The sequence below is a fragment of the Duganella sp. GW822-FHT06D06 genome (assembly GCF_058799615.1).
In genome coordinates this window covers 60,584-78,692 of sequence record NZ_JBXALQ010000016.1, presented here as the reverse complement: position 1 = coordinate 78,692, position 18,109 = coordinate 60,584, and the positions used below count along the sequence as shown (strand labels likewise).

13 protein-coding genes are annotated in these 18,109 nt (G+C 63.8%); all 13 read right to left on the bottom strand.

The features are described from left to right. Nucleotides 1–101: 101 nt before the first annotated feature. Nucleotides 102–1,025: a tRNA pseudouridine(55) synthase TruB gene (gene truB, locus AC1RMD_RS24340; RefSeq protein WP_492930228.1), complete on the bottom strand. Its 924-nt coding sequence runs from the start codon at nucleotides 1,023–1,025 to the stop codon at nucleotides 102–104. A gap of 13 nt (nucleotides 1,026–1,038) precedes the next feature. Continuing rightward, nucleotides 1,039–1,455, bottom strand: coding sequence for a 30S ribosome-binding factor RbfA (rbfA, locus tag AC1RMD_RS24335; protein WP_116993391.1), 417 nt, complete (start codon nucleotides 1,453–1,455; stop codon nucleotides 1,039–1,041). A 90-nt stretch (nucleotides 1,456–1,545) separates the two neighbouring features. Then, a complete protein-coding gene (gene infB / locus AC1RMD_RS24330) occupies nucleotides 1,546–4,416 on the bottom strand; it encodes a translation initiation factor IF-2 (RefSeq protein ID WP_492930225.1) in 2,871 nt (956 codons plus the stop codon). A gap of 46 nt (nucleotides 4,417–4,462) precedes the next feature. Beyond that, nucleotides 4,463–6,028, bottom strand: coding sequence for a transcription termination factor NusA (nusA, locus tag AC1RMD_RS24325; protein ID WP_008445733.1), 1,566 nt, complete (start codon nucleotides 6,026–6,028; stop codon nucleotides 4,463–4,465). Next, the gene (gene rimP / locus AC1RMD_RS24320) at nucleotides 6,025–6,513 is read right to left on the bottom strand and encodes a ribosome maturation factor RimP (RefSeq protein WP_492930335.1); all 489 of its coding nucleotides are present in this window, start codon (nucleotides 6,511–6,513) and stop codon (nucleotides 6,025–6,027) included. Before rimP ends, nusA begins: the two co-directional genes overlap by 4 nt. A 286-nt stretch (nucleotides 6,514–6,799) precedes the next feature. Beyond that, complete coding sequence (locus tag AC1RMD_RS24315; protein ID WP_492930224.1) at nucleotides 6,800–9,040, bottom strand: pseudouridine synthase; 2,241 nt, start codon at nucleotides 9,038–9,040, stop codon at nucleotides 6,800–6,802. After that, entirely contained in the window at nucleotides 9,027–9,800 is a 774-nt protein-coding gene (gene scpB / locus AC1RMD_RS24310) for an SMC-Scp complex subunit ScpB (RefSeq protein ID WP_492930222.1), read from the bottom strand. Before scpB ends, AC1RMD_RS24315 begins: the two co-directional genes overlap by 14 nt. Before the next feature lie 320 nt (nucleotides 9,801–10,120). Further along, the gene (locus AC1RMD_RS24305) at nucleotides 10,121–11,146 is read right to left on the bottom strand and encodes a glucokinase (RefSeq protein ID WP_492930220.1); all 1,026 of its coding nucleotides are present in this window, start codon (nucleotides 11,144–11,146) and stop codon (nucleotides 10,121–10,123) included. A gap of 222 nt (nucleotides 11,147–11,368) precedes the next feature. Further along, a complete protein-coding gene (locus AC1RMD_RS24300) occupies nucleotides 11,369–12,322 on the bottom strand; it encodes a VTT domain-containing protein (protein ID WP_492930218.1) in 954 nt (317 codons plus the stop codon). A gap of 25 nt (nucleotides 12,323–12,347) precedes the next feature. Beyond that, complete coding sequence (locus AC1RMD_RS24295) at nucleotides 12,348–14,045, bottom strand: ABC transporter ATP-binding protein (RefSeq protein ID WP_492930216.1); 1,698 nt, start codon at nucleotides 14,043–14,045, stop codon at nucleotides 12,348–12,350. Beyond that, a complete protein-coding gene (locus AC1RMD_RS24290) occupies nucleotides 14,042–15,145 on the bottom strand; it encodes an ABC transporter permease (protein WP_492930214.1) in 1,104 nt (367 codons plus the stop codon). The genes AC1RMD_RS24295 and AC1RMD_RS24290 overlap by 4 nt, the downstream gene beginning before the upstream one ends. Next, nucleotides 15,142–16,092: an ABC transporter permease gene (locus AC1RMD_RS24285; RefSeq protein ID WP_492930212.1), complete on the bottom strand. Its 951-nt coding sequence runs from the start codon at nucleotides 16,090–16,092 to the stop codon at nucleotides 15,142–15,144. Before AC1RMD_RS24285 ends, AC1RMD_RS24290 begins: the two co-directional genes overlap by 4 nt. Further along, a complete protein-coding gene (locus tag AC1RMD_RS24280) occupies nucleotides 16,089–17,873 on the bottom strand; it encodes an ABC transporter substrate-binding protein (protein WP_492930210.1) in 1,785 nt (594 codons plus the stop codon). The genes AC1RMD_RS24285 and AC1RMD_RS24280 overlap by 4 nt, the downstream gene beginning before the upstream one ends. Between the last annotated feature and the right edge of the window lie 236 nt (nucleotides 17,874–18,109).

Below are 18,109 nucleotides of genomic sequence, written 5' to 3'. Positions count from 1 at the left end.
CGTACGAGAGTGGCCAATTTCTGGAACCGCGTAGTATAGCATGTTGCGGTGCAACTCCCTCCGAAATCCTGAATATTTTCAAAGAGTTGCTTTATTGGGGCTTAGGGTTGGACAAAGGCGATCAAACGTTCCGGCGCCAGGATGCTGTACTCGCCCAGCATGGCGGTGCCGAGCAGCTTGTCGTCCAGGTAGACCCGGACCCTGCCCTCCTCAGCCGGCACAGTCACGGGCTCCTTGCCCAGCGCCAGGCGCTGGCCATTGAGGAAGCGCTTGGCCAGCTCGGCGTTCAGCCGCACCGCCGGGAAACTGGCCAGCAGCGCGTCGACCGGCGCGAGCAGGCTGAGCGGCGCTGCATGCGCGTTCAACTGCTCCAGCGTCAGCATGCCTTCCGTGGTCAGCGGACCGACCTGGGTGCGGCGCAGCGCGTTCAAATGGGCGCCGCAGCCGAGCGCATCGCCGATGTCCTGGCCCAGCACGCGGATGTAGGTGCCCTTGCTGCAGGTGACCACCAGCTTCAGGAACGGCGCCTCGTAGGACACCAGCTCCAGCTTGTGGATGATGACGTTGCGCGCTTCGCGCTCCAGGGTGATGCCGGCGCGGGCGTACTCGTACAGCGGCTTGCCGTCGCGCTTCAAGGCCGAATACATGGGCGGCACTTGCGCGATCGGACCGCGGAATTTTTCCAGCACGGCGTGGATCTGCTCCAGCGTAACGTTGACGTCGTGGCTGGCGATGACTTCGCCCTCGGTGTCGCCGGTGTCGGTGGTCTGGCCCAGGTGCACCGTGGTTTCATAGGTCTTGTCGGCTTCCAGCAAGTCCTGCGAGAACTTGGTGGCCTCGCCAAAGCACAGCGGCAGCAGGCCGGTGGCGAACGGATCGAGGGTGCCGGTGTGGCCAGCCTTCTTGGCGTTCAGCACGCGCTTGGCCTTGATCAGTGCATCGTTGCTGGAGAAGCCAACCGGCTTGTCGAGCAGCAGCACGCCGTCGACCAGGTCGCGGACTTTTTTAGGATGGTTTTGCTTCATCGGTGCAGCGTGCTTACTCGCCGTCCTTGTTCTCTTCGGCCGGCGCCTGGTCGTCGTCGAGCGAGCGGGTGCTGTTGGCCTGGTCGATCAGCAAGGACAGTTCCATGCCGCGCGCGGTCGAGGTGTCGTGCACGAAGTGCAGCATCGGCAGCGTGTGGATGTGCAGGCGCTTGCCCAGCTGGCCGCGCATGTAGCCGGCCGCGGCGGACAGGCCGTCGACGGTGTTCTTGACCTGCTCCTTGCTGTCTTTCAGCATGGTGAAGAAGATCTTGGCGTGCGCGTAATCCGGGGTCACCTGCACTTCGGTGATGGTGATCATGCCGACGCGCGGGTCCTTCAGCTCGTAGGCGATGATTTCGGACAGGTCGCGCTGGATCTGGTCGGCCACGCGCTGACCGCGCTGGGGTATGTTTTTACTATGTTTAGCCATGATATACGGTACTGCTTTCCATAAACGCCAAGTGGACGGTAGCAAGTATGCTCCCGTCCACCCGGTTAAAACTACTCTAATCGCAACTGATTACAGCGTACGAGCGATTTCCTGAACTTCGAACACTTCCAGGGAGTCGCCCACCTGGATGTCGTTGTAGTTCTTCAGCGACAGACCGCACTCCAGGCCGGCGCGTACGTCTTTCGCGTCGTCCTTGAAGCGTTTGAGCGAGTCGATCTCGCCGGTCCACACCACGATGTTGTTGCGCAGCAGGCGTACCGAGGACGAACGCTTGACCACGCCATCGGTGACCAGGCAACCGGCGATGGCGCCGACTTTCGAGACCAGGATGACCTGGCGAATCTCGACCTGACCGATAACGGTTTCGCGCTTCTCCGGTGCCAACATGCCCGACAACGCCGATTTGATCTCGTCGATCGCATCGTAAATGATGTTGTAGTAGCGAATGTCCACGCCGTTCGACTCGGCCAGCTTGCGCGCCTGTGCATCGGCACGGGCGTTGAAGCCGATGATGACCGCTTTCGAGGCGACCGCCAGGTTGACGTCCGATTCGGTGATGCCGCCGACCGCTGCGTGCACAACCTGTACCCGCACTTCGGAAGTCGACAGTTTCTGCAAGGAGCTGACCAACGCCTCTTGCGAACCCTGCACGTCGGTCTTGATGATCAGCGGCAGGTTCTTGACTTCGCCTTCGGCCATCTGGTCGAACATGTTTTCCAGCTTCGCAGCTTGCTGCTTGGCCAGTTTCACGTCGCGGAACTTACCTTGACGGAACAGGCCGATCTCACGGGCTTTACGCTCGTCAGCCATGACCATGACTTCTTCACCGGCTTGCGGCACTTCGGTCAGGCCCTGGATTTCGACCGGGATCGAAGGACCGGCTTCGTTGATCGACTTGCCGTTCTCGTCCAGCATGGCGCGCACGCGGCCGAAGGAGGAGCCAGCCAGGATCACGTCGCCGCGCTTCAAGGTACCGGACTGCACCAGGATGGTCGCGACCGGGCCCTTGCCCTTGTCCAGACGTCCCTCGACCACCAGACCGCGCGCAGGCGCATCGATCGGGGCTTTCAGTTCCAGCACTTCAGCTTGCAGCAGCACTTGTTCCAGCAGGGCGTCGATACCGACGCCGGTCTTGGCCGATACCGGCACGAATGGCGATTCGCCACCGTATTCTTCCGGCACCACTTGTTCCGCAACCAGTTCCTGCGTTACACGGTCGACGTTGCCGCCCGGTTTGTCGATCTTGTTGATCGCCACCACCAGAGGTACGCCGGCCGCTTTCGCGTGGGCGATCGCTTCCTTCGTCTGCGGCATCACGCCGTCGTCCGCCGCCACCACCAGGATGACGATGTCGGTCGCTTTCGCACCGCGGGCACGCATCGCCGTAAAGGCTTCGTGACCTGGCGTATCGAGGAAGGTGATCATGCCGCCTGGCGTGTTCACGTGGTACGCGCCGATGTGCTGGGTAATGCCGCCGGCTTCGCCGGACGCCACTTTGGCGCGGCGGATGTAATCCAACAGCGAGGTCTTGCCGTGGTCGACGTGACCCATGACGGTGACCACCGGAGCGCGCGGCAGCGATTCGAAGTGAGCGTGCTCACCCTGGTCGGCCAGCAGTGCTTCCGGATCGTCCATCTCGGCGGCGAACGCCTTGTGGCCCATTTCCTCGACCAGAATCATCGCGGTTTCCTGGTCCAGCACCTGGTTGATGGTGCACATCTGGCCCAGCTTCATCAGTTGCTTGATGACTTCGGAAGCCTTGACGGACATCTTGTGCGCCAGTTCGGCCACGGTGATGGTTTCCGGCACGTAGACGTCTTTGATGACGGCTTCGGTCGGCGCCTGGAAGTTGGTTTCGCGGTCATCGGAGTGCGAGCCACGACGGCCGCCACCCTTGCCACCACTACGCCAACCGTCACGGCCGCCGGAACCGGAGTTGCCACGGCCCTTGTTGGCGGTGCTGCCAGGTGCGCCGCGTTTCTTGGCGTCGTCCTGCCAGGTCGACGAGACATTGGCCGACTTGATCGACTTCTTGTCGGCGGTGACCGGCTTCTTGTCGCCAGGCTTGTCGCCCGGTTTGGCGACGGCGCCGGTGGCCGGCTTGTGCAGCGTGCCTTCGGCAACCTTGGCCTTGACCGGTACCGGCACTGGTTCAGGGGCTTTGATGGCGCGGCGTGGCGCGTTCATCATGGCCTTGATCTGGGCCACTTCGTCCGCCACGGCTTTGCGCGCCAGCTCGGTGGCGGCCGCTTTGTCGGCGGCTTCCTTGGCGGCGACGGCGGCCTTCTTCTTGGCTTCGTCGGCAGCGGCTTTCTTCTTCTCTTCGGCGGCGGCGTCGGCCACCACCGGCGCAGCGCCGGCAGCGGTGGCGGTCGCGGCGGCAGCGGCCTTGGCGGCGGCTTTCTTCGCTTCGGAGTCGGCTTCCTTCTTGGCTTCGGCTTCGGCGGCGGCGGTGGCTCGCGCTTGCGCTTCCTTCTCCGATTCCAGCTTGGCCAGGCGTTCCTGCTTCTCGCGCAGTTCCGCTTCCTGGCGTGCGATCAGTTCTGCTTGCTTGCGTGCGTCTTCTTCACGGCGAGCGACTTCAGCGGCGTCAACCACCGGGGCGGCAGGCGCCACCGGCGCGGCGGCGACCGGCTCGTCGCGCTGGACGAAGGTGCGTACCTTCTTCACAGCGACCTGAATCGTGCGGGCCTTGCCATTGGCGTCGGCCTGCTTGATTTCAGTGGTTTCTTTGCGCGTCAGCGTGATCTTCTTCTTTTCGGTATCAGCCGATGCACCGTGGGTACGGCGCAAGTGATCAAGCAGCTTATCCTTATCATCTTTCGACAATGGATCTGACGTCGAACTTTTTTCGACGCCGGCAGAACGCAGCTGCGTCAGCAGCAAATCTGCAGGCATCTTCAGTTCGGTGGCAAATTGGGCTACGTTGTTACTCGCCATTCAGTCCTCTTTTCTATGTGTCGCGGAGATGATAAAGATACTCAAATTAAGCCTTTGCGGATTCGGCAAGACTCCATGCCTTGGCTTGCAAGCCTTTGGCACGATCGTCGTACTTTGAGTCAACCAACTTCATCTCATCGTCGGTCACATCTTCAAATTCACTCTTAATCAGTTCTCGTGCACGGTCGGCGGACAGGGCCAGGATGGCGCCAAATTCGTCGTAAGCCAGTGCAGCAAATGCTTCTACAGTCTTGATACCAGCCAGGCCCAGCTTGCCGGCGGTGATGCGGTCCATGCCTTCCAGACCGACCAGCGCCTCGTCCATGCCTTCCAGGCCTTCTTCCGAAGCGATCGCTTCGGTGACCAGGGCGTCACGGGCGCGGGTGCGCAGTTCGTTGACGGTATCTTCGTCGAACGATTCGATTTCCAGCATTTCGGAGATCGGCACGTAAGCGATTTCTTCCAGGCTGGCAAAGCCCTCTTCCACCAGGATGTCGGCGACTTCCTGGTCGACGTCCAGTTTTTCCATGAACAGTGCACGCACCGCCGCGGTTTCCTGGGCTGCCTTGTCGGCCGATTCTTCGGCCGTCATGATGTTGATCTTCCAGCCGGTCAGGTCGGAAGCGAGGCGCACGTTCTGGCCGGAGCGGCCGATCGCGATCGCCAGGTTTTCCTCGTCGACCACGACGTCCATCGCATGCTTCTCTTCGTCGACCATGATCGACGAGACGTTGGCCGGAGCCAGCGCGCCGATGACGAACTGCGCCGGATCTTCGGACCACAGCACGATGTCGACGCGTTCGCCGCCCAGCTCGCCGGTCACGGCCTGCACGCGCGAACCGCGCATGCCGACGCAGGTACCGATCGGGTCGATGCGCTTGTCGGCCGTGTAGACGGCGATCTTGGCGCGGACGCCGGCGTCGCGCGCCGCCGATTTAATTTCCAGCATGCCCTGCTCGATTTCCGGCACTTCCAGCTCGAACAGCTTCATGATGAAGTCGGGAGCGGTGCGCGACAGGATCACTTGCGGACCGCGCATATTGCGGTCGATACGCAGGATGAAGGCGCGGACGCGGTCACCGATACGCAGGTTTTCCTTCGGGATCATCTGGTCGCGTGGCAGGCGGGCTTCGATCTTGCCCGACTCGACGATCGCATCGCCGCGTTCCATGCGCTTGATGGTGCCGGTGACGAGCGAGTCGCCGCGTTCCAGGAAGTCGACCAGGATCTGTTCGCGCTCGGCGTCACGCACGCGCTGCAGCACGACCTGTTTGGTGTCTTGCGCAAAGCGGCGGCCGAATTCGACGGATTCGATAGGCTCTTCGATGTGGTCGTCCACTTCGATGTCCGGGATCTGTTCCTTGGCTTCGAAGTGCAGAATCTCTTGGTCCGGCAGTTGCAGGCCAGCCTCGTCGGGCACGACGTGCCAGCGGCGGAAGGATTCGAACTCACCCGACTCGCGGTCGATCGAAACGCGGATATCGACTTCACCTTCATAGCGTTTCTTCGTGGCTTGCGCCAACGCGAACTCCAACGCGCCGAAAACCACATCTTTATCGACGTTTTTCTCACGCGCCAGCGCGTCTACCAATAACAAAACTTCGCGACTCATGCTTTGCGTCCCTTAAAAACCACCTGTGGCACCAAGCGTGCCTTATCCACATCGGCGAGCGTAAACTCCAACAGCGCCGGACCATCAGTACCTTCAAATTCCAACGACAAATTATCGCCCTGGGGTTCATGCAGAACGCCCTGGAACGATTTCCGGTTGTTCGTACCCGGCATCGCGGTGCGCAGTTTGACGATTGCTTCGCAACCGGCAAAGCGCACGAAATCTTCCAGCTTGCGCACCGGGCGATCCAGCCCTGGCGACGAAATCTCGAGACGCTCGTAATTCACGTTCTCGACCGTCAGCACGTGCGACAGCTGGTGGCTGACCGTAGCGCAATCCTCTACGGTAATCGGGCCTTTTTCTTCGGCGTCGGCGGCAGTGAAATCGATAAAGACGCGCAGCACTCCGCGCTCGGCCCGTTCGACATCAACCAGCTCATAGCCCAGACCGGCGACGGTCTTTTCAATTAAATCCGGCAGCTGCAAGAAATTCTCCAAATCAAGGCCTGTTTCCAACTTATTAAAAACAGGCCGTTCAAAACGGTTCACCAAAAAAAAAATGGGCATCTGCCCATCTTCTTGTAATACCAGCCAGATGAAAGCATTCTTAGGGAAGTAACCCGAGAAGAACTTTTACTAGGCTGGTTATTATAACCTTATATGCGCTGCGCTGCAATGCCGCACGGGGCGGAAAAGCAGGTACGCAACAGTTCACAAACGGCTACAAGCCTTACAAACAGGGGCTTGCGCCCCGTGTCGCCAAGCGCGGGACTTAACCCTTGCGGCGGCGCGGCATGCCATGATCGATGGCGCCGCCACGCGGTGGCTGGTTGCGGCGCGGCGCGCCGGCATTGCCAAAACCAAAGGTGGTTTGCAGCGGATCCGGCTGACGCGGACCGCGGCTCGGCCCCTTGGCCGATTGACCGCCGCCCTGACCCTGGCCGCCTTGACCGCCTTGGCCGCCCTGGCCGCCTTGCGGACGACCCTGGCCTTGCGGACGGCCGCCCTGGCCCTGCGGACGCGCCGGGCCTTCGCCCAGCGGACGGCCGCCGGCGTAACCGCCGATGCCTTGCGGACGACCGCCTGGACGGCTGGACGTCTGCGCGCCGGCCGGACGACCCTGACCATTGCCGCCTGGACGACCGCTACCCTGGACGCCGCCTGGACGCCCCTGGCCACCGCCACCCGGACGACCCTGGCCGCCACCGAAACCACCCTGGCCACGGCCATTGCCGCGCGGGACCTTGGCGAATGGCATGGCGTTGTCATTGCTGAGGTCGGCGCGGTTGAAGTTCGGTTCGTCGTGATCATCCTCGTCATCGTCGAAATCGCGATCGTCGCGCTCGGCGTTGCGGCCGCGCTGCGGACGCTGTTCAGGCCCCTTGTTCTGGGCCGGCTTGGCTTGCTGCGGGCCCTTGCCGCGCGGCGCGGCCGGCGCATCGCCGCCCTTCTTGTCGACCCCGTACGCGCTCAACATGTCGCGCACGGTGTTCTCTTCCAGCTCTTCCCAGCGGCCGCGCTTGAGGCTGCTTGGCAAGCTCATCGCGCCGTAGCGGGTACGGATCAGGCGCGACACGGTCAGGCCGATCGCTTCGAACATGCGGCGCACTTCGCGGTTACGGCCTTCGCCGATGATCACGCGGTACCACTTGTTGATGCCTTCGCCGCCGCCGTCGGCGATCTTGGTGAACTGCGCCAGGCCGTCTTCCAGCTCGACGCCGGCCAGCAGTTTCTGGCGCATGCCCTCTTCCAGCACGCCCAGCGTACGCACCGCGTACTCACGGTCGACGTGGTAGCGCGGGTGCATCAGGCGGTTGGCCAGGTCACCGGAGGTGGTGAACAGCAGCAGGCCTTCGGTGTTGAAGTCCAGGCGGCCGACGGCCAGCCATTTGCCGGCCTTCATGGTCGGCAGGCGATCGAATACCGATGGACGGCCTTCCGGATCGTCCATCGAGACGATCTCGCCGGCAGGCTTGTGGTACACCAGCACGCGCGGCGGCTTCTTGCTGACGCGGCGCTGGATCAGCTTGCCGTTGATGCGCACCGCATCGGTCGGCAGGATGCGCTGGCCGATGTGGGCCGGCTCGCCGTTGACCGACACGCGGCCGGCAACGATCAGGTCTTCCATGTCGCGGCGCGAACCCAGGCCGGCTTCGGCCAGGACTTTGTGCAGCTTAGGCGCGTCGTCGTCCGAGGTCAGGTCGCGGCGCACCACTTTCGGTGCGGCGTGACGGCCCTTGGCCGGCTCGTCGCTGTCGAAGGCGTCCGAGGTGACGTAGGAGAATGCGGCATCCGCATCGTTGGGCTTGGCGCCGCCGGCGTTCGGGCCGCCGCGCTGCGGCTTGCCGTTCTTGCCTTTGGCGCCGGCGGCATGCGCCGGCTTGCCGTTGCGTTGGCCGTCGGGACGTGGACCGCGCTCGTGGCGTGGCTTGCCGCCTTCGACCGGCGCTGCGCCGTCGACAGCGGCAGCGGCTTCGCCTTCGGCGGCGGCCACCGGTTCCGGACGCGGCGGCATCAGGGCTTCACGCACGGCGCGCTGTTCGCGCATCTGGCGTGGGCCACGCGGGCCGCGTGGACCGCGTGCCGCGCGCTCGCCTTCGGCAGGAGCGGCTTGCGCTTCAACTGCTGGAGCCGGGACTGCGGCTGGGGCGGCTTGTGCCGCCGGTGCGGCGTCCGCTGCCGGCGCGGCGGCCGGCTTTTTAGCGCGCGGCGCCTTGGCTGGCGCTTCCGCTGCCATTGGCGCGACGGCTTGCGGCGCGGCCTCGACCGCGTCGACCGCCTTGGCGGCCGGCTTGGCGCGCGGCTTTTTCACCGGGGCCGGCGCATCGGCGGCGACGGCGACTTCGGCTTCCGCCTTGGGCTTGCGCTTGGCCTTGACTGCGACTGGCGCATCGCCGGACGCGGCGGCTGCCGAATCGGCTTCGATCTGGGCTTTGGTGCGACGTTTAGGTTTGGCGGCCACTTCGGCCGGCACTACGTCGTTGACTGTCTCTGGGGAATTAGGTTTGTTCATTATTCGTTTCTTGGTTGTGCTCAGCGTCAACCGTTACATCGGGCGCGGGTTGTGTTTGTGCTTCGTGGCCGGCTTCCGGGCTAGTCGCGGCTTCTGCTTCGGCCACTGGCAACTCGCTATCCGTACCATCTGTTTGTTGCGCGGCATTGTGTGCCGCAAAGTTTTCCTGCAAGGCCGCTTCCAGCGCTGCCATGTCGGGGCCACCGCCTTGCGTATCGCTGATTTGCTGCAAAGGAGGCAGCTGGGACAGCGAATTCAAGCCCAAATCATCTAAAAACTGCTTGGTGGTGCCCAGCAATGCCGGGCGACCGACGACGTCGCGGTAACCGATGGCGTCTACCCAACCACGGTCTTCCAGCATCTTGATCGTCTGCGAATTGACGGCTACGCCGCGTATTTCTTCAATATCGCCCCGCGTCACCGGCTGCCGGTAGGCGATGATCGCCAGTGTTTCCAGCGTCGCCCGCGAGTACTTGGGCGGCCGTTCCGGGTTCATGCGGTCGAGGTACAACTTCATCTCGGGGCGGCTCTGGAAGCGCCAGCCGGTCGACAGGCTGATCACTTCAACCCCCTTGCCGGCCCAGTCCAGCCTCAATTCTTCGAGCAATTCCTTGATCGTATCGGAACCGACTCCGGGTCCGCGCGGCCGGTCCTGGTCATCCACCTCGACAAACAGCTTCTTCAGACTGTGGATCGACAATGGCTCACGAGCGCATAGCAAAGCGGTTTCGAGGACTCTTTTAGCCTCTGCTGTATCCATAACAATCTTGTGGTTGCATTTTCATGCAAGAAAGAATTCAATCACATTCAGTGAGGCAATAGCGGCATCTACGATGCTACCTGCAGGTATAACTCGCTGAAGCTGTTTTTCCGACGCCTGGGCCGATGTGCGCCAGGCGGGAGAGAGAGACATGCCGGCAATGGCCGAGGCCCTTGCTTTCTACGTGAAACGTGGCCGGCGAGCGCAGTTTTCGGGCGAAAACACACGTGACCGATCAAAGACATTTCATCCAACCAGCCGAATTGTACCTGATAAAACGGCAAAAAGCGCATTTCGCCGTCATCGAAATGTAACTAGCCTTACGCGGCAGCAAGTCTTTCCGACAAGATTGCGGAAACACCCACAAATGCGGGGTATTCGGCGGTGATGACCCAGGTCGGCACTTCGGACAGGTAATGGCAGAAACGGCCCTTGGCTTCGAAGCGGGCGCGGAAGCCGGAGCGGTCGAAACGCTCGCCCAGGCGCGGGACGATGCCGCCGCCTATATAGATGCCGCCCTGCGCACCCAGGGTGATCGCCAGATTGCCGGCAACCGTGCCCAGCATGCAGCAGAACGCTTCGATGACTTCGTCGCACAGCGTGCATACACCTTCCAGCGCGCGGCGCGAGATTTCGGCGGCGCTCAGCTTTTCGGCCGGCATGTCGGTGTGGTCGGCCAGGGCGCGGTAGATCAGCTCGATGCCGGCGCCGGACATCAGGCGCTCGGCGGAGACGTGGTCGAATTCTTTCCAGGCGAATTGCAGGATGGCGACTTCGGTGGCGTTGGCCGGCGAGAAGGTGACGTGGCCGCCTTCGCTCAGCAAGGCGGTCCAGCCGTCCTTGCCCGGGATCAGGCCGGAAACGCCGAGGCCGGTGCCGGCGCCGATCAGGCCCAGCGGGGTGCCGGCGATGCCGTTGCCGCCGCCGACCTGGTGCTTCTGGGTGGCGGACAGCTGCGGCAGCGAGCTCGCCAGCGCGGTGAAGTCGTTGACGACGACCAGGATGTCGAAGTTGACTTCGCGGCGCAGCGCCTCGATCGAGAATTCCCAGTGGTGGTTGGTCATGCGCACCATGTCGCCGGTGACCGGATTGGCGATGGCAAGCGCGCCATTCCGGATGCCGGTGACGCCGGCCTGGGCAACGGTCGGCGAGGCCAGATAGGCAACCAGGGCGGCGGCCAGGGTTGGATAGGCGGCGCAAGCCAATACTTCGATCGCCTCAATCTTGCCCGGGGCGGTTTCCAGCGCAAAGCGCGCGTTGGTACCGCCGATGTCCGCCAGCAGACGCGGGCCACCAGGGAAAGCGGTGGTCAGGGAGGGAAGCGTTTGGAGGGACTGAGCTGTCATGATAGATCGAAAATAGTTGAGGCCTAAGCTTAAGGTATTTTCACTCCGCGAGGCAAGCGAAGTTTGTAGTTTTAGTACACATGCGGCAGCTTTGCCACATGAGATTACGAATTGGAATTTTTTCTGCGTAGTATGACTACGATTTTTGAGGCGGCAGCAAACAGTGGTAACGCTTCCATTTTCGGGCAAAAAAAACCGCCCGAACGGGCGGCGACTGCGGGATCAAACCGAGGCCGTGTTGCCCTCGTTTACCTCGCGCGGCGTGCCGAAGGCGGCGTTCCAGGCGTCGAGGCCGCCGTGCAGCGGCTGGGCGCGGGTGTAGCCGTGGCCGATCAGTTCCTTCGCCACGTGGGCGGCCGTGACGTCGTTGGGGCAGCTGCAATAGACGATGATGTGGTGGTTCTTGTCCAACGCGATCAGTTCCGGGATCGGCTCGCCGCCGTTGAACAGCAGCGCGCCCGGCACGGCCGGCTCCAGCATCTGCGCCGTCACGCTGCGGGCGTCGACCAGCACCGGCGCCTTGCCCTGCTCCAGCAATTTCTTCAGCTCGTCGATGGTGACGCGGTCGATCTCGACCGACTGGCGGAACCGCTTGCGCTCGATATATTTAAAACCGATGAACAGCAGCAGCAACACGCCCAGCACGATCAGCGCGGTGGTGCCCATGGTGCTGAGGATCTCCAGCACCTGGTCGATCTGGGTGTGGAAGCCGGCGCCGATGGCGATGCCGGTGCCGCTCCAGACGATGGCGCCGGCGACGCTGAAACCGAGGAAGACGCCATTGCTGGTGCCCATGGCGCCGGCCAGCGGCGGCGCGATCGTATTGAAACCGGGAATGAACTTGGCCACCACCAGCGCCTTCGGGCCCCAGCGGTTGAAATTGTCTTCGGTCTGGCTGACGCAGTAATCGGGCGACAGCGAAATCTTGCACAGCAGGCGCAGGATGCGCTTGCCGTAGTGGCGGCCGGCGCGGAACCAGAAATAGTCGCTGATCAGGCAGGCGATCACGCTCACCGACAGCACGGCCAGCCAGTTGCTGTCGCCGTCCACCGACAAGGCGCCGGCCACGATCAGCAACGGGAACGCGGGAATCGGCAAGCCGATCTGCTCAACCAGCACGATGCCAAACACGATCAGTACGCCGTACTCTTGCAATAGAAGGATTAAATTCGCCATATAGATATCTTATCTTAAAATCCGCTTAACCGTGCCGGGGGATCGCCGCCAGCAGCGCCCGCGTGTAGGGGTGCGCGGGGTCGCGGTACAGCTGGTCCGAGTCGGCCATTTCCACCACCGAGCCCTGGTGCATCACCATCACCTGGTCGGCGATGTATTTCACCACCGACAGGTCGTGCGAGATGAAGATGTAGGACAGCCCGAACTCGTCCTGCAAATCCTGCAGCAGGTTCAGCACCTGCGCCTGCACCGACACGTCCAGCGCCGACACCGACTCGTCGCACACCAGGATCTCCGGCTTCATCGTCAGGCAGCGCGCGATGGCGATGCGCTGCCGCTGGCCGCCGGAAAACTCGTGCGGATAGCGCTGGAAGGCAGATGCGGGCAGCCCGACCTTTTCCAATAGCCCATGGGCGATGGCGGTGCGCTCGCGGTCGTCGGCGCCGATGCGGTGGATGCGCATCGGCTCCAGCAGGATCTGCCCCACCGTGAAGCGCGGGTTCAGCGACGCATACGGATTCTGGAAGATGATCTGGATGCGGCGCTTGTAGGCCTGGAACTCGCGCGCCGTCATCGCCAGCAGGTCGCGGCCGTCGAACATGGCGCTGCCGCCGGTGGCCTGGTGCAGCCGCAGCAAGGCCAGGCCGACGGTGGTCTTGCCGGAGCCCGATTCGCCCACCACGCCCAGGGTCTTGCCGCGCGCCAGCGTGAACGACACATCCTTCACGGCCTGGAACTCGCGCCTGCCGAACCAGCCGTCGCGCAGGTAGAAGCTCTTGCTCAGATTGTTCACCACCAGCACCGGCTGGTCGTCCGGCCGGTAGCCGCGCTGGCGTTCCAGCGGATGCGGCGGGTGCGACGGCGTCACGCCCTGCCCTTCGGCCAGGTAATCGGCGATCACCGGCAGATGCCATGGCCGCGCGTCCAATGAGGGACGACAGTGCAGCAGCGCCTTGGTGTAGCCGTCCCGCGGCCGCTCCAGCACGTCCTGCGCGGGGCCGGCCTCGCGCACCTCGCCGTGGCGCATGACGATCACGTGGTCGGCGATCTCCGCCACCAGCCCCAGGTCGTGGGTGATGAACAGCACCGCCATCGCGTGGCGCTGTTGCAGGCGCGCGAGCAGCTCCATGATCTGCTTCTGGATCGTGACGTCGAGCGCGGTGGTGGGCTCGTCGGCGATCAGCAGCTTGGGTTCGCAGGCGATGGCCATGGCGATCATCACCCGCTGCTGCTGGCCGCCGGACATCTGGCTGGGATAGGCGTCGATCTTGACGGCAGGATCGGGAATGCCGACTTCGTCCAGCAATTCCAGCGTGCGGCGGCGGGCCTGCGCCGCGCTCATGCCCATGTGCAGGCGCAGCACTTCGCCGATCTGCGCGCCGACCGTGAAGACCGGGTTCAGCGACGACATCGGCTCCTGGAAGATCATCGCGATCTCCTTGCCGCACAGGGCGCGGCGCTGGTCGGCGGACATGGCCAGCAAGTCGCGGCCGTCGAAGCGGATGCGGCTGGCGGGATCGATGACGGTGGTGTCCGGCGGCAGCAGGCCCATCACCGCGAGCGAGCTGACCGACTTGCCGCTGCCCGATTCGCCCACCAGCGCGACGGTGGCGTTGCGCGGCACCCGGAACGACACGCCTTTGACCGCTTCCACCGTGGTGCGGCGGTCGACGCGGAAGGCGATGCGCAGGTCGGCGATCTCCAACAGGTAGTTGTCGCTCATCGTTTCACCTTGGGATCGAGGGCGTCGCGCAGCGCGTCGGTGAACAGCGAAAACGCCGTCACCAGCAGCGCCATGGCGATGGCGGCGGCGCTCAGCTGCCACCAGCGGCCGAGTATCAATTCGTTCTGCGCTTCGTTGAGCATGCTGCCCCACGACACCACGCCCACCGGCACGCCGAAGCCGAGGAAGCTGAGGATGACCTCGGCCTTGATGAAACCCACCACCAGGATCGACATCTGCACCAGCGCCACGTGGCTGACGTTGGGGAAGATGTGCGTGAACATCTTGCGCCAGTGCGAGGCGCCGATGGCGTCGGCGGCCAGCACGTATTCGCGCGCCTTGTGCTTGATGTACTCGGCGCGGATCAGGCGGTACGGGCCGGTCCAGCCGGTCAGGCCGAGGATCAGCACGATGGTCAGCACGCCCTTCTGCTGCAACACGGCGGCCACGGCCAGTATCATCAGCACCGAGGGGATGGCGGTGAAGATGCTGTAGAACCAGTTGAACAGATCGTCCACCACGCCGCCGAAGTAGCCGGACAAGGCGCCGAACAGCGTGCCCAGGCTGACCGCCAGCAGGGCCGCCACCAGGCCGACCACGATCGAGGTCTCGCCGCCCTTGATGGTTTTCTTGATGATGTCGTGGCCCCATTTGTCGCCGCCGAACGGCAGGGTCGCCAGACGACCAGCGCCAGCAGGGCTGGCGGCGGCATCGCCCGCCCGCCCGCGCAGCTGCGCGAGATCGTCGGCCAGCGGATCGGTCACGCCGTACATGTCGAGGGCGCCCTCGCCGGCCAGCTGCGCGCGCAAGGCGCGGATGTCGTCGGCCAGCGGATCGAAGGGATTGTCCGGCAAGGCTTGCGCGGCCTGGACCGGCGCCAGCGGCGCCGCAGCCACGGCGCCGACAAAGCCGGGCGGCGCATAATTGACGCCGACTTCCCGCTCCCAGTCGGCCGCGATCAGCCCGCTGGCGGACAGCGCCAGCATCGACAGGAAGGCCGCCACCACCGCCAGCGACACCATCGCCACGCGGTCCGCGCGCAGGCGCCGCCAGGCCAGGCGCCACAATCCTGGCGAAACGTTGTGCACGACGGCCGTCATGTCAGCTGCACCCGCGGATCGACCGCCTGGTACATCAAGTCCGTCAACAGGTTGAACAGCATGGTGGCCGCCGCCACGTAGACGGTGATCGCCTTGATCACCGGGAAGTCGCTGCGCTCCACCGCCAAAATCACCTCGCGGCCGATGCCGGGAATGCCGAAGAAGCGTTCCAGCAGGAAGGCGCCGATCAGCAACGCCGGCAGGTTGGCCATCACATGCGTGATGATGGGGATGGCGGCGTTGCGCAGCACGTGCACCCACATCACGCGGCGTTCGCTCAGGCCCTTGGCGCGCGCGGTGCGCACATAGTCCTGGCCGACCTCGTCCAGCACGAAGCTGCGGTACAGGCGCAGGGTCGGCGCGATCGACACGGCCAGCCCGATCAGGATGGGCAAGCTGGCGTAGCGCAGCAGGTTCTCCCAGAAATGTTCGCCCCAGCCCTGCACCGGGAACAAGCCGAGCTTGTAAGCCAGCCCGTACTGGAACACGATGATGTACACCAGGATGCTGATCGACATGCCGACGGTGCAGGCGATCATCACCGCGCGGTCGGTCAGCGAGCCGCGCACGAAGGCCACCGTCAGCGCCAGCGCGATGCCCAGCACGGTCTCCAATATCGTCAGCGGCAGCAGCACCGTCAGCGACGGCCCCAGCCGCGTGGCGATGATGTGGGACACCGGCTCGCCGGTCGCCCAGCTCAGGCCGAAATCGAAGCTGGCGATCTGCTTGACGAAGATCCACAGCTGCACGTAGGACGGCTCGTCGACGCCCAGCTGGTGGCGGATGTTGGCGATGCTCTCGGCGTTGGCCATCTTGCCGGCCAGGATGAAGGCCGGATCGCCGCCCACCCAGTTGAACAGCACGAACACCAACAGCACCACGCCCAGCATGGTCGGCAGCATCTGCCACAGGCGACGCACAATATAAGTCAACTGCGATGCAATCATTCCCGATCCTTGCGCTCGATATCGATGTACTTCCATTCCTGATGCAGGATGGGATGCTTCTTATACCCCAGCACGCCCGGTTGCGCCAGCATGCTGCGGTAGCGCGAATAGGCCGGCATGGCCGCCGCCTGCACCTCCAGCAGCCGCGCCATCTTGCGGTACAGCGCGTCGCGCTGCGGTCCCGGCGGCATGCGGTGGCTGGCTTCGTACCATTGGTCGAACTGCGCGTCCTGGTAGCAGCCGTTGTTGTTCTGGTTGATGTTCTTGCCATAGAACAGCTGCATGAAGTTGTCGCCGTCCGGGTAGTCGGCCATCCACTGATAGGTACGGGTTTGCAGCTTGCACAGCAGCTCGGCCTGCTGGATGTCGCTGAAAATCATGCGCCGGTTTTCCATGCGGATGCCGAGCCGGTTGTAGGTCTTGCGCCACAGCTCGGCCGTCAGCACGCCGGCCGCCTCGTTGCGCGAGGTGTAGCGGATCAGCAGCGGCTTGCCGTCCGGCAGGGTACGCCAGCCGTCCGCGCCTTTCCTGTAGCCATGGCGGTCCAGCAGCTGGTTGGCCAGCGCCGGGTCGTAGCGCAGCAGCCCCTGGTAGGCGGGATCGTGGCCGGCCACCCCGGGCGGGATCGGGAACGCCAGCCGCCGCGCCTCGCCGTTGAGCACCAGATGGATTTCCTCGTCGACGTCGTGCGCCATCGCGATCGCGCGCCGCAGGGCGATCTTCTCCTTGCCGAAGCCACCCACCACCGGGTCGCGCATATTCCAGTAGTAATAGGTCAGCACCGGATCGACGATGCGCGACAGCTGGATGCCGCGCGCCGCCAGCTCCGGCCGCAGCCTGCCGTCGACCAGGCCCTTGGGCGACAGCGGGCCGTCCAGCCAGAACAGGTCGGCCTCGCCGCTGGTGAAGGACAGCCAGCGCGACTGGTCCTCCAGCTGGACGCTGATCTCGATGCGGCCGATCTGCGGGATCTTCTTGCCCTTCATCTGGCGCACGATGCGTTCGTCGTCGGCACGGTCGTCGGCGCTGGGCGCGAAGTCCCAGAATTCGGCGCGGTGGCCGGGGTTCTCTTCGAGCACGATGCGGCTGCCGCGTATCCACTGTCCCAGCCGGTAGACGCCGGTGCCGACCGGGTGGCCGGCCACCTCTCCCTTGCTATCGCCGTATTTCTCCACCACCTCGCGCGCCACCGCCGCCAGCGGTTCGTAGGCCAGGATCATGCCCAGGCTGAAGTCGGTATGCGTCAGGTGGATGCGCAGCGTGTAGCGGTCGACCTGCTCGAAGCCGGGCAGCGGCGCGTCATAGTCGAAGCGGCCGGTCTTTTTTGCCTGCGCGGCCAGCGCGTCCAGGCCCACCACCTTGCCCTCCAGCAGCCAGCTGTTCGGCGAGGCCAGCTTCGGGTCGAACAGCCGCTTCCACGAGTAGACGTAGTCGGCCACGGTCAGTTCGCGCGGCTTGCCGCCGAAGGCCGGGTCGGGCGTGAAGTGGATGCCCGGCTTCAGCCGGATCAAGTAAGTCCGGCCGTCGGCCGACACTTCCGGCAAGGCCGCCGCAGTCTGCGGCGCCAGCTTGACTGGCCGCGCCAGGTAATCGTAGGTGTACAGGGTCTCGAAGATCGCCTCGGTGATGTGACCGGTGTACAAGTCCCGTCCCAGCGCCGGATCGAAGCTCGCTTCGGCCGCCGGCAGGATGTAGCGCAGGGTCTTGACCGGCCCGGCCGCCGGCGCCGACAGGCACCAAGCTGCGGCTGCCACTGCGGCGGCGAATTTAATGCACTGCATACGCTTCCTCAAGCCGCCCATAAGTGCCGAAACAATACAACAAATCTTCCGCATCCGAAATGTCGGCCCGATAGCGATTAATCAACAACCGTTCCATGCAGGGCCACGCCTGTCGCATAAATGTAACGTTGCATTTCGGAATGAATACAGGTTCACGGAATTGCAGTGCACCAACTTGTTGCACGCAGCCGACGGACCCGCAAGATATTCGCTTCTTTTTTGATAGCTAGGCAATG